This window comes from Candidatus Rhabdochlamydia sp. W815 (assembly GCF_018642185.1).
Taxonomy (GTDB): domain Bacteria; phylum Chlamydiota; class Chlamydiia; order Chlamydiales; family Rhabdochlamydiaceae; genus Rhabdochlamydia; species Rhabdochlamydia oedothoracis.
Window position 1 is genome coordinate 1 of the sequence record NZ_JAAVTY010000039.1, and the last position, 12,077, is coordinate 12,077.

Sequence of the window (12,077 nt, forward strand, 5' to 3'; positions counted from 1 at the left end):
CTGTTTAAAATCTTTTCAAAAGTAGAGCAATAAAAGCAAGAACCACCATATTCAGGCTTGTATGTAGTTTTCTTTCGCAATTTTTCCATAGCCTGCGACTTTATAAAAATGTTTATACAATCAAACTCTTAATTTGAATGCAAATAAGTATACATCCATTGATGATTTCTGGAAACAAATGGGAATTAATCCAGATGCTTGACCTTGATTATAGCACTCGAATTAAAAAGGATTTAAAGAAATTTCAATATAAAAAAGAAGGCATAAAGCTGCTTTCAGCAAAAAAAGAAATTACCTAAAAAATATTTAGACCATCTTTTATCTGGAAGTTATTATGGATATAGGGAATGTCATGTTAAACCGGATGTATTACTCGTTTACAAACTAAATTTAGCTAAAAAAGTCCTTTATTTAGCTTGGGTAGGCTCTCATTCAGAACTTTTCTAATAAATAATTAATCTCTATAATCTCTTCCATCTTATCTTAAAAACCTTTTCTCACAGGTTTTTTATGGATTCCATAAATATAAGTAATTGATAATAAATTACTTAATTCTTCCTTAAGAAATATCTTAACCTTTTAAGCTTCAAAGAATTGTTTTTTTTATTTTTAAGTATTTTAAATTCAGTTATATAACATTTTTATAATTTATTATTAATATTATCTTAATTAGTTTGTGGGATAATTATAATAGATAAATAGAAGAAATAATAAACAATAACAAAATAGGAAGCCATGACAACACATCTAGAACAAGCAAAACAGTTCTTAGAATCTAATGCTAAATATAAAGAGACGCATTTAAGCGAGATCTTAGAGTTGATCAACGATTTAATGCTCAACTGGAAAAACGCTATTATTAAGGGCTCTAAAGAAGAACAGATGCAAGCTATGGAAAGATTAAACCAAGTCCGAGGTCTTTTGAAGGATTACTTTGAAAAGGTTAAAGAATCTTTAGACTTAAGCCCAGAAGAAATTGAGCAGCTTGTAGAATATGCAACAAAGAGAAATACCCCTAACCAAGAAAAAATCGTGAGCTTTAGCAAAGAGTTTAAAAAGCATTCCGATGAGATTGTAGAGATGGTAGGAAAGAAGGAAAAAAAGAAAAAAAGACGCGCTTCTAGAGCGAGTTGGATTTCATCTTAAGAGAGGATTTTATGGAAATTATAAGACAAGAACCCATACCACCGGTTTTTAGATTAGGAAGCTATCCTTCTTTTAGCGATTGGATCGAAAAACTCAAAAAAGAAGGCGTTACCTTGGAAATTCTCGTGCTTTTAGTGATGTCCAATAAGAAGAAAACGGGAGCGATGGATCGCACCTCTCAGAGTATTGCCGATATTGTAGAAGAATCAAACGAACTGAGTAAGTTGCAGGATGACTTGATTAAACTAAATGGGGACTTGAGTAAGCTAGAAGCTGGATTGGGCAATGTTCCAAGTGCTAGTGAGGAAGCTTGGAAAGCGAATAAAATGCAAGAGTTGATCCAGAAGATAGCGGATGATTATAAACAATTTATTAAAGATTTAGCAGAAGTAGAGAAAAAAGGAGAGAAAGACCCTGGTTTAAAGGCGCTTCTAACAACAGTAGAACAGTTTAAAGCAGACTTTGATACCAAAATAGGAGGAGAATCTTTTTCTGAAGCCATTGAGCAGTGGGTAAATGACACAGGTTATCACGGTAAAGACACAGGATTTCATCCTAATGCTCAGGGAAAAGATCCTACACGCTTGAATCGAATATTAGCTTATTTAGCAGAGCAGTACTATCAATCAAATCATAGTGGTGGAACAGGTAAACAAAGCGATTTGGCTAACTTTTGGATGGATGGAAGTGCCGCAGAGCACATGGTAACAGGACAATCTCAACAACAATCGATCCAAGTGCAAGCCTATATGCAAACATTAAACGGATACAATAACTCTGCTCAAGAAATGATTAAAGCAATGAATGAATTAAAATCTAAAATGGCTCAACTAGCCGTATAAAAAATACGTAATAAGGAGAAATAATATGATAGAAAAAATACAAATAAATAGCGTTAAAGTAGATGGAATTTTACCTTCTAACGACCTAAAACCTAAAAACTCTTCTGTAGTTTCAGAAGTAAAGAATAAAAAGCATAAAGGCATGCTTCCTGCGGATGCTATTAGATTAAATTATTTAGAAAAGGGAGAAGAGTCTCTTTTAAAAGAGAAAGTAAGAGCCATTTTAAGCGAAATGAAAACAGCTGTTAAAAAATCAGGTTTTGATCCACGAGTAACAAACATCTTAATGCTTTATATCGCATTTGCTCAAAATCAAATGGATCAAAACGACAAATTAGAAGCGGGTTGGATGGATCAGCAACACGTACAAAATCTTTTATTAGAAGATTCCGCTAAAGAACAGAAGAAAATTGCTAATGAATCTACGCAAGGGCGTCATGCAAATATCGGAGCGATTATCGGCTTTGCTCTTCTTGCTATCATTGGATTTGCCTTGCTCTTTACAGGAATTGGTACTGCAGCAGGAGCCGGGTTACTAGCCACAGAAGGAGCAGCTACAACTGGATTATTAGCTACGGAAGGAGCTATGGCAACAGCTAGTGGTTATACGCTAGCCGGAGCAGGTGCTTTTGCCGGAACAGGTGTCTCTTTAGGGTTTGTCGTTCCAGCTATGACTAATCCAGAAGGAGCTGGTTTAGGGCCTGTTACTCAAGAAGGCCCTGATCAAGCAAAACTTGCTCAGATCAGTATTTTGAATAGCTTTTGGAACCTGCTTGCACAAAAAGCTAACCAAAATATTCAAACCGGTACGCAGTTGAACATTGTAAATGCTTCAAGTAGCAATACACAACAAGGTCAGCAGGCTTCACAGATTATATCGGAATGGGGACAAATGTCTCGTTTTCAGTTAGCAAGGTAAAAGGAGGCTAACATGGCAATAGGTACTATAGCAAAAGCAAATCTGCTCTCTCAATTAATGAGTGAGCAGATAAGCGCACAGATCAGCCAAATGCAAGCTAGCCAGTCTTTCTCTAATGTAGAGTCTGATTTTGCACATGGTAGCGTAATAAGAGGCGATGAGATGCTTAAAGTGGTAAAAGCTATGGATTGGATCCAAATTCTAACCATCGTATTAACCCCACTTATTTTGGGTGTTGGCGTTGCCACTGCCGGATTAAGCGAAGGTTTAGCAACAGCAACTTCTTTCTCTTCTGCAGGCGCACAAGTAACATTAGGATCTGCAACAGCAGGAACACAAAGTTATAAAGCAGGCTTAGATAGCCAAATAGCTATCAATAAGGGCGGTGTGGAGTCAATAAATCACAATATTAAAACCAACTTTGATTCGCTCAAGCACGAAAGTGAAACGCAGATTAAAGTAGGGGGCGATATCGCTCAAATGATCTCTAATGAAGGTCAAATAGCAAATCAAAAAATAATAGGTAGATAATATGAGCAACACAATAAATAGTCAATTTGATCAAGGCTTAAACAGTATAGATTGGGTGAAATATCCTCAGCTTATGCAGAAAGTGGTGTCTGCGTTTATGGTTCAAATGTCAGATACTTTAAATAAGCTGAGAGAGGTTATTTCTTTAGCCCAAGCTAAAACCTCAGTGTCACAGCTTAAATTTGGATTTGATGCAGCAAGTAGCGTGCAAACAAGTGGCTTTATCCAAGCTGGTGTAGGTGCATTCCAAGTAGGAGGAGGGGGTTACCAAGTAAGCGCTGCTTTTAACACAGCTGGTGAAATGGGAGCGTTAAGAACTGCTTTTGAAGAAAATGATACTAACCTTGACAGCCAGATAAATAGCGCTAACACATCTATTGAACCTGTCCCAGTGATAAACGAAGTGGAAGAAGACGGAATTGTCGTACAAATTCAGCAAGTTGATGCCGTCCCTCAGGCTCCAATTAGCCAAGAGAGAATAGATGTAGATGCTCTACATGCCCAAAAAGATGCCTTAAAGCATAAATATGCTACCGACCGAGAAGACATAAGCCATAATCATCAGAAACACTATGGAATAGGTCAAGTTCTATCAGGATTAGGCGGTTTATTGCATATGATAGATGGCGGTACTCAGGCGCAAAAAGCTAGCAATGATGCTGCCAATGGGTCATTTGAGCATAACCATCAAACTCAAGAAGCAACTCGCCATAGTGTGAATCAAACAGTTGATAAACTCTTGAGCATTGATATGTACGCATTAAACGTAGCTTCTTCTAGAGCTTAAAGGAGAGACAATTGAGTTTAGAAATACAAGCGCAACTTCATTTAGCCTGTTTTGAGATCCTTGAATGTAATTGGGATCAGGATAAAGAGGAAGGCTATATTGAGGTAGATTTTGGAGAAGGTAGGATTTCTGGGTTTCATTGCCGTGCAAAAGAATTAAAATTTGCCCTGCAGCATATCCAAGCTTTTGGGGAAAGGTGTCAAGGGCTAGACCAGATAGATTTTAAAGACCAAATGAAAGATCTTTATCATCGTAGACTGTTTTGCGATTTGCATAAGGGAGATGCGCAAGAAAATTATGTGGTTATCTATAAATTTGATGACTTGAGAAAAAATTTAAAATGTATAGGACCTCAATTTAAAGTGCCGCTTACTAAAATGCATAGAAGTCGAATAGAAGAAGAGGTTTGGCGGTATTTAGAAGAATTTGCAGAAATACATGAAAAAGCTTTTTAATTGTCTGTTATTTGTAAAATGTGATATTTGATAAATTAAGTTAATTTGAAAATTTTGGTTTTTAATAAAATTTAATAAGTATAATAAATTAAGGTAATATTATGGTAGAAGCAATAAAAGGAAATGTCTTAGCTCTAGTAGCTGAGATGGAAAGTAAAGTAAGTGGTAATGCTGAAAAGGCATCCCATACAGATATAGAACAAGAGATGGTAAAAAAGGCGATTATTGAAGCCTTACAAGACATTGAAAACTCAGCAGCTGATCGTTTAAGTGGATTAAATGCGGTGAAGAATTTTTTAAGCCATTTAGCTACTCAAGATTTAGGTGCAGATGTAAATGACTATGTAAAAGGCGAACTAGAATCAGTTAATAGCTATAAACCAAACCAAGATCTGGTGAATAAGCTTAAGCAAGATGAAGAAAATTTGAAAGAGACTAGAGAAGGTATAAAGCAAGATACAAAGGCAATGGCTGATTTAGACAGCAAAATTGCAGCTTTAGTACAAAAGCTAGCTGCTACGGAAGATACCTTAAAACATGGTTCTTTCTTTGCGCGCATTGGGGCTTATTTTGAAATATTAGGCTTAGATATAGCTTTAGGAGCCTTAGAAATAGGCAAAGGTGTGGTATGGATAGATTTAAAGCTTAATCAAGGTCGTTTAAATGGTGAGAAAGAGTCGATAAATAAAGATCAACAAGCACTAAAAAATGATCCTAAGATTCTTAGCTGCTTAGATTTTCTTACTGCTAAAGATAAAGTGGTTACTAGCCAAGCTAATCAGAAGCTCAGTATGTATCGAACTTTGGTAAATGCTGTATCAGCAGCAGAAGATACCATTAGCGAAATGGTAAAATTATTTCATAGAGCTTAAAAGAAGCCTCTTATGCAAAAGCCTTTAGGTTTCTAAGGGCTTTTTTCTATTTATAAACCAAAGAAGAATATTTCATGACTCATATTATCAATGGGATTCCTTCTACTATTGCACATTCTAGCAATAGACAAGTATCTAAAGATACAAACATTAGCAAATCTCAATGGGAAGATCTTGTAGATCGAATGAAAGCAGATGGGGTTTCTATGACCCTCATTGTTTTAATCATTTATACTAAAGCTATGGACGATGTTTCTACAAGAATTTTACGCATTACTCACGAAACAGATAAGCTCAGCTCTGTTATGAGCGATTTGCTCTCCTTAAGTACCTCTCTTAGCAAGATACAAAATCAATTAGGACCTAAAAAAGAAGTAACCCAAGAAGATTGGAATAAATTTGATGGGAAACATCTCATCGAAATACAAAAGTCCTATAATAAGCTCGTAGAAGATTATGAAAACCTGAAAGATGCATCTAAAACTCAACCCGATTTTAGGCCCATTGTAACGGCTATAGAGGGGGTTATAGATGATTTTGACACTAAAATAGGAGACTTTAAATTTTCAGACGATATTAAAAAATGGCAAGGCGATACCTCCTTTCAGAAAGATCAAACAGGAACGCTACAAGGAGACGTTGTTTGGCTAGCCAAGCAATTCTATGAAAAGAATCACGATACCGATGATAAAGGTATTGTTGATTATTTAAGCATGTGGGTGCAAGATATCAATGCTGCGCAACAATTAGGACAGGGGATGTCGCAACAAAAAGTAGTTGAACTGCAAGCTCAAATGCAGTTTATTAGCTCCTTTAGTGCCTCTGGGCAGGAAAGCGCTAGGGCGGGTAAAGAAGAGCTTTCTGTAATGGTACAACATCAGACAAGATAAAAAAATAAAGGCAGGTCAGCCTGCCTTATTTTAACTGGTTTGCAAGCGAATTACTTTAGGCTTTTTCTGAGAAGTAATGCATTCTTCATCGACGATGATTTCTTTAATGGTTGGATCCGATGGAATATCAAACATTAACTCTAATAAAAGACTTTCTACAATCATTCTTAAAGCACGAGCTCCTGTTCCTGTTTTCTTTGCTTTTTCAGCCATAGCTCTTAGACCATCATCTGTAAATTTTAAAGAGACATTTTCTTCTGCAAACAGATATTGATATTGCTTGATAATAGCATTTTTCGGTTTAATCAGAATGTCAACAAGGTCTTGAATGGTTAACTCATTACAATTAGCAATGCTATTAAAGCGGCCTACAAATTCTGGGATCATGCCAAATTGAATGAGGTCCTCGGGTTCTACTTTGGAAAGCAGATAATTGATTTCATTGGTATCAAATACACGCGCTTCTCCTACATCGAAACCAATTGTACTCTTACCAAGCCTTTTAGCGATAATTTTTTCAAGATGCACAAAGGCACCACCCACAATAAACAGAATGTTTTGTGTATTTACACGAATATACTCTTGATTAGGATGTTTTCTTCCTCCTTTAGGAGGGACATTGGCAATGGTACCTTCTACAATTTTTAAAAGGGCTTGTTGCACTCCTTCTCCAGATACATCACGTGTAATAGAAACATTACCAGTTGTTTTGCGAACCTTATCGATTTCATCTACATAAATAATGCCCTGTTCAGCACGTGCAATATCATAATCTGCTGCTTGTACAAGACGTAAAATGATATTCTCTACATCCTCACCTACATAACCAGCTTCGGTTAAAGTAGTAGCATCTGCAATCGCAAAAGGTACATCTAGGATATTGGCCAAAGTACGCGCAATGAGAGTTTTTCCAGATCCCGTAGGCCCTAACAATAAAACATTGGATTTACTATATTCGATTTCACTCTCCTTTTGCAAAGAGCGAATCCTTTTATAATGATTATAAACAGCAACCGAAATGGTCTTTTTGGCTCTTTCTTGGCCAATGACATAAGCATCCAAAGAAGCTTTAATCTCTTTTGGTTTTAGTATCTTTAGCTCATGATGAATTGGCTTTTTATCGACAATTTCAATGCACAGGCGCACACATTTATCACAAATGTAGGATTCAGGACCAGATATCAGTTTCTCCACAGCTTCTTCTGGGCGGCCGCAAAAAGAGCAGTGGGCGCCATTTTTTTCTTTTTTTGTCATAACTCTTAAAAATCTCGGTTTTTATTCTTGTTTTGTCGCTGGAGTTTTTTGTGGTTGTGTAGCTATTTTGTCAATGAGACCATATTCTTTTGCTTCTTCTGGATTCATAAAAAAATCCCGTTCAGAGTCTTCAACGATTTTAGCAATATCTTGACCTGTAAGTTGTGCTAAAAGCTTAGAGCAAATTCTTTTAAGTTCAATAATTTCTTTAGCTTGAATAGCAATATCAGCAGAAGAACCACCAATACCACCCATAGGCTGGTGAATCATAATTCGACTGTGAGGTAATGCAAATCGTTTGCCTTTAGTGCCAGCAGCTAGAAGAAGAGCTGCCATAGAACAAGATTGTCCTATACAGTAAGTATTAATTTCATAATCCATAAACATCATGGTGTCATAAATTGCTAATCCAGCCGAGATATAACCGCCTGGAGAATTTATGTAGATACTTATAGCTTTTTTAGGGTCTTCAGCACGTAAAAAAAGCATTTGGGCAATGATTACATCAGCTACTTGATCTGTAATCTCTGTGCCTATAAAAACAATTCTGTCTTTTAATAAACGGGAAAAAATATCCATGGCGCGCTCGCCACGGCCTGTATCTTCAATCACATATGGAACATTCATACGATAGACCTCAAAAGCGGTTAATGTGAATTATCTAGTATTGCTCAATGAAAAGATAATCTGCAAGTTGAACTAGCTTAACTTAAAACTTTGCATATTTAATAATCCAGTCTTCTGCCTTTTCTAAGATCAAGCGAGAATATGCTTCCGCATGTTCAATTTCAGGATGATTAGAGTGATTAGTATTTTGGGGATTAAGTAAAATTTCAAGTGGGGTAGAGGCAGCAGAGGGGATGTCTTCTGCAGCAATCCGAATATTTGCTTCGTCTACAATTTTACGGCATAAATAAAACATTCGAACAGCTTTTTCCGATTGTTGTTGGATTGTTTCAAACATTTTTTTGCGCTCTTCTGCTTTCAAATTATCCCAATAGCTTTTAAAATCAGCATTTTGAGCTAACTGCTGAATTCTAAATTCGACTTCTTTCTGAACCAGCGTCACAGGTAAATCAAAAGGAAATTGCTTTAATAAAATCTCTGTTACTTGTTCACGCAGAGCTTCTTGAACGTGTGCATCAGCCTGCTTATTTAATAATTCTTCTACTCGTTGATGTAGTTCTTCAACAGAAGAGACCCCAAGTAGTTTAGCAAACTTTTCATCAATAGGAGGCAATGTTGCTAAATCAATAGATTTAATCGTAATCCGCGTTTTTTTCGGTTTTAGTTCTTCTTTTTCCTCCTGAGACGCATTTTGATCGGGAACACTTACGCCCTCAGTTGTATCAGAGATGTTTTTGCCAAGGACAAGGGGTAGCATCCACTCAGCCATCCCCTTTGCATTTACCTCGAAACGCGTATTGGAAAATAAGGGAGTTCCTTCTTCAACCAGATCTACATCTAAAGTTACAAAGTCATTTTCCTGGACAGGACGATCGGTTATTTTGTTCCATTTAGCAAAGAAGAATTGCGTTTGACGGATAGTTTCAGTAATTTTTTCAGGGGTTACTTCCGGTTTTTTCACGCTTTTTAACTGGATTTCTTTGGGATCTATAAAAGGAAGCGTCGGTTCGGTTTCAAAAGAGAGCGCTAAGAGAGCCCCATGAGATGAATGATTTTTCATGCTATAAGAGACTTTGGCTTCTTTGTGTAGCATAGGAATACTAGCGAGCTTCTGGCACTCTTGAAAAGCAGCATTGGCAATTTCTTGGTGCCATTGTTTTTTGATTTCATCGGGGAAGTTTTTTTCAATGAGGTTATCAGGAGCTTTTCCTTTTCGAAAGCGAGGCAGAGCAACGCTTTTCCCTACTTTCTTAAGCGCTTTTTTATAAGTCGCTTGTATCAATGGTTTTAAAGCTTCAACATCAAATTCAACAATACAAGAGGGCTTATTGTGAATGGTAAAACGCACATACTCATTTATCAACTGCCTGGGCTCTGCTGTTGCTTTATCCATTGTAAATCGCTCCTTTAAATTTAAATTGTATAGCGGGTGATGAGGTTCGAACTCACGACCCTCACGTTGGCAACGTGATGCTCTACCGCTGAGCTACACCCGCAGGTATTAAAAAAATAGCGGGTGATGAGGCTCGAACTCACGACCCTCACGTTGGCAACGTGATGCTCTACCGCTGAGCTACACCCGCTTGTACAGAGGATAAAGAGTATATCCATAGAATTTTTTTGCAGCAAGTGTTGCGATTAAAAAAATAGAATTTAAAAAAAGAAACCCGCTTTAGCTTTATGAAATAAGTAAAGTGGGTTTTTTAAAATTCTATTTTTTTTCTGGAGAGATTTTTGGAGAATAAGAAGAACCGCTATCGCTAGATATATGACTTGATGCAACTGTTATACCACCTAGGCTTGTATTATCGTCAAAATCACCTTCTCGGCGGTTATCTGATTCCTCAAAGGATCTTATGCTAGCTGTGTCACTGCTAGCAAGATCGTCAAAATTATCATGGTCATTTGAAGGGAAGAAATAGTTTTTAGCTTGCTTAAAAAGTCCCTTTTTTCTTTCTGTTTTTTCAGTATCTTCATCTGTATTCGATTTTAAGTAGGAAAGAGAGTTTTTAATTTTTTCAATAATTTTCTTAGGGAAAGAAGCTTCTTCTTTTTTTACCTGTTTGAAGGGGATGTCTAAAGCTGCTAAATTTGAAGCTTTTCTTTTGACGGGAGCTTTTGTGGCAGGGAAAATATTTGTAGATTTGATCTGGTTTTCAAGTAAATTTTTAAATTCTCTAATAACTTTTTTGTTTACAGAGCACTTTATATGAGAAGATTTATTTTTATAGACTTTCCATTTCTTTTTAGTTTTAGCGTGCAGTTGTAGAGTTCCTCTAAAAAAATGTTCTCTTTGAACTTTATTTAATACTTTAATGGTTCGATGCTCTATTCGTTGCCAATCTGCTTCTGAGTAAGCTAGCTTTCTCTTATTATCATGTACGGTGATGCGGTATCTTTTGCCCCTCCATTTAACTATTGTATAATATTGAGAGCCGGTTTTTCCACACTGTTTTAGCTTAAAGCGTAGTTTTTCTTTGCCTGGTAAAGGTTCCTGTGAAAATACAACATCAAAGGCTACTTCTTCCACCCGATTGGTGCTAGGAGGGGTTTCATAACCTCCATGGCTAGAGAGGTTGTTAGTAACAACTTGGGCTGTATTGTTATGGATCTTCATATATTTATTCTCCTATTTACATCTATTTTATAGGATTAATATTTATTTATTGTTAATTAACTAAAATAAAATAATTTAATTAATAAGTTTTATTATTATTTACATCTAATCTTCTGTTTATTAGTTGCTTATTGTTAAAAAAAATACATATTATTAATTATAAGCGACTTATGTACTAAGAAAGATTCAATCACATAGCCTAAACACTCTTGTTTCACTACCTTTAAATTTTTAGGTTCTTGAGAAGAATTGGGGGTAGCTCTTTCATACATAATTTCCCATTATGACATTGGCTTACCCCACTAATTTGGCATTTTTTCTTATGAAAATTGTATAATTTTAGTTTGAAGTATTCTTGATCACGAAAACCATATGCTTCCCTTTTAAGAGCCTGTTTAAAATCTTCTCATTAAGGTATAATGATAGTTTTCATAAAACCTTTGGAGGTAGTTATGACCCGCTCTTATCCAAGCGATATTTCTCGTATAAAAACCATTTGTTCGGTGTAAAAAATGTTTTAGCAGATGGAGGATATTCTGGAGAAAAATTTGCAAAGAGTGTGCAGGAGATATTAGGATGTATACTCGTTTACATTTAAATTAAGAGTTTGAATATATAAACATTTTTATACAAAAGATAACATCTTCTTGCAAGATAGAGTAGTTTTTTCAAAAAAATCTATTTATGCAATTCTTAATTTGAAATCAAACTAGTATATAGTAGAAATAGCTAAAAGAAATACACTTCATACTTTTACAGTTATTCCCAAAAGATGGGTTGTAGAGCGTTCTTTTGCGTGGATAGAAAAATGTCGCAGGCTATGGAAAAATTGCGAAAGAAAACTACATACAAGCCTGAATATGGTGATTCTTGCTTTTATTGCTCTACTTTTGAAAAGATTTTAAACAGGATCTTAGAGAACTCGTTTGTTTTTAAATTAAGATTTAACTAAGCAAAATTATCCTAGATAAAAGAGGCTGGAATTCTTCTCGATATTTAGGAATGTTTTCAAAAAAGGCATAAATTGCCGCCTTGAAATCTAAGAGCCTGTTTAAAATCTTTTCAAAAGTAGAGCAATAAAAGCAAGAATCACCATATTCAGGCTTGTATGTAGTTTTCTTTCGCAATTTTTCCATA

14 protein-coding genes, 2 tRNA genes and 3 pseudogenes are annotated in these 12,077 nt (G+C 35.8%); 11 read left to right on the forward strand and 8 right to left on the reverse strand.

Annotation, left to right across the window (positions count from 1 at the left end; translation table 11 throughout):
- Window positions 1-4: 4 nt before the first annotated feature.
- A pseudogene (locus RHOW815_RS03985) lies at window positions 5-100 on the reverse strand (IS5/IS1182 family transposase); the annotation flags it as partial.
- 37 nt (window positions 101-137) lie between these two features.
- On the opposite strand from RHOW815_RS03985, the gene RHOW815_RS08550 reads away from it, so the two are divergent.
- The 10 genes and pseudogenes from RHOW815_RS08550 to RHOW815_RS04030 all read left to right on the forward strand — a co-directional run bounded on the left by RHOW815_RS08550 (window position 138) and on the right by RHOW815_RS04030 (window position 6,442).
- On the forward strand, window positions 138-299 hold the full coding sequence (locus RHOW815_RS08550; RefSeq protein WP_251368224.1) for a hypothetical protein: 162 nt from the start codon (window positions 138-140) through the stop codon (window positions 297-299).
- A 31-nt stretch (window positions 300-330) separates the two neighbouring features.
- Window positions 331-447: pseudogene (locus RHOW815_RS08555) on the forward strand (type II toxin-antitoxin system mRNA interferase toxin, RelE/StbE family); the annotation flags it as partial.
- A 288-nt stretch (window positions 448-735) separates the two neighbouring features.
- Complete coding sequence (locus tag RHOW815_RS03995) at window positions 736-1,146, forward strand: hypothetical protein (protein ID WP_215217056.1); 411 nt, start codon at window positions 736-738, stop codon at window positions 1,144-1,146.
- Window positions 1,147-1,157: 11 nt separating this feature from the next.
- A complete protein-coding gene (locus RHOW815_RS04000) occupies window positions 1,158-1,988 on the forward strand; it encodes a hypothetical protein (RefSeq protein ID WP_215217057.1) in 831 nt (276 codons plus the stop codon).
- Between the two features lie 25 nt (window positions 1,989-2,013).
- Entirely contained in the window at window positions 2,014-2,907 is an 894-nt protein-coding gene (locus tag RHOW815_RS04005) for a hypothetical protein (RefSeq protein ID WP_215217058.1), read from the forward strand.
- Between the two features lie 12 nt (window positions 2,908-2,919).
- Window positions 2,920-3,438 carry a hypothetical protein gene (locus RHOW815_RS04010; protein WP_215217059.1) on the forward strand — a complete coding sequence of 173 codons (519 nt, stop codon included), beginning with the start codon at window positions 2,920-2,922 and terminating at the stop codon, window positions 3,436-3,438.
- Window position 3,439: 1 nt separating this feature from the next.
- Window positions 3,440-4,225: a hypothetical protein gene (locus RHOW815_RS04015; RefSeq protein ID WP_215217060.1), complete on the forward strand. Its 786-nt coding sequence runs from the start codon at window positions 3,440-3,442 to the stop codon at window positions 4,223-4,225.
- Window positions 4,226-4,236: 11 nt separating this feature from the next.
- A complete protein-coding gene (locus RHOW815_RS04020) occupies window positions 4,237-4,680 on the forward strand; it encodes a hypothetical protein (protein WP_215217061.1) in 444 nt (147 codons plus the stop codon).
- Window positions 4,681-4,781: 101 nt separating this feature from the next.
- The gene (locus RHOW815_RS04025) at window positions 4,782-5,552 is read left to right on the forward strand and encodes a hypothetical protein (RefSeq protein ID WP_215217062.1); all 771 of its coding nucleotides are present in this window, start codon (window positions 4,782-4,784) and stop codon (window positions 5,550-5,552) included.
- A 74-nt stretch (window positions 5,553-5,626) separates the two neighbouring features.
- Window positions 5,627-6,442, forward strand: a complete 816-nt coding sequence (locus RHOW815_RS04030) for a hypothetical protein (RefSeq protein WP_215217063.1) — start codon at window positions 5,627-5,629, stop codon at window positions 6,440-6,442.
- Window positions 6,443-6,472: 30 nt separating this feature from the next.
- Here the strand turns inward: RHOW815_RS04030 and clpX are convergent, their stop codons facing one another.
- The 6 genes from clpX to RHOW815_RS04060 all read right to left on the reverse strand — a co-directional run bounded on the left by clpX (window position 6,473) and on the right by RHOW815_RS04060 (window position 10,940).
- Window positions 6,473-7,696, reverse strand: coding sequence for an ATP-dependent Clp protease ATP-binding subunit ClpX (gene clpX, locus RHOW815_RS04035; protein ID WP_215217064.1), 1,224 nt, complete (start codon window positions 7,694-7,696; stop codon window positions 6,473-6,475).
- A 21-nt stretch (window positions 7,697-7,717) separates the two neighbouring features.
- Window positions 7,718-8,323, reverse strand: a complete 606-nt coding sequence (locus RHOW815_RS04040; RefSeq protein WP_215217065.1) for an ATP-dependent Clp protease proteolytic subunit — start codon at window positions 8,321-8,323, stop codon at window positions 7,718-7,720.
- Between the two features lie 82 nt (window positions 8,324-8,405).
- Window positions 8,406-9,716, reverse strand: a complete 1,311-nt coding sequence (locus RHOW815_RS04045) for a trigger factor (protein ID WP_215217066.1) — start codon at window positions 9,714-9,716, stop codon at window positions 8,406-8,408.
- Window positions 9,717-9,747: 31 nt separating this feature from the next.
- Window positions 9,748-9,819, reverse strand: a tRNA-Gly gene (locus RHOW815_RS04050).
- Between the two features lie 15 nt (window positions 9,820-9,834).
- Window positions 9,835-9,906: transfer RNA gene (locus tag RHOW815_RS04055), tRNA-Gly, on the reverse strand.
- Window positions 9,907-10,034: 128 nt separating this feature from the next.
- Window positions 10,035-10,940 (reverse strand): hypothetical protein, encoded by a 906-nt coding sequence (locus RHOW815_RS04060; RefSeq protein ID WP_215217067.1) that lies wholly within the window; start codon window positions 10,938-10,940, stop codon window positions 10,035-10,037.
- A 719-nt stretch (window positions 10,941-11,659) separates the two neighbouring features.
- On the opposite strand from RHOW815_RS04060, the pseudogene RHOW815_RS04065 reads away from it, so the two are divergent.
- Window positions 11,660-11,845, forward strand: a pseudogene (locus RHOW815_RS04065) (transposase); the annotation flags it as partial.
- Window positions 11,846-11,884: 39 nt separating this feature from the next.
- Here the strand turns inward: RHOW815_RS04065 and RHOW815_RS09330 are convergent.
- Window positions 11,885-12,077, reverse strand: a 193-nt coding sequence (locus RHOW815_RS09330; protein ID WP_215217068.1) for a hypothetical protein, incomplete at its 5' end; no start/stop codon positions are given.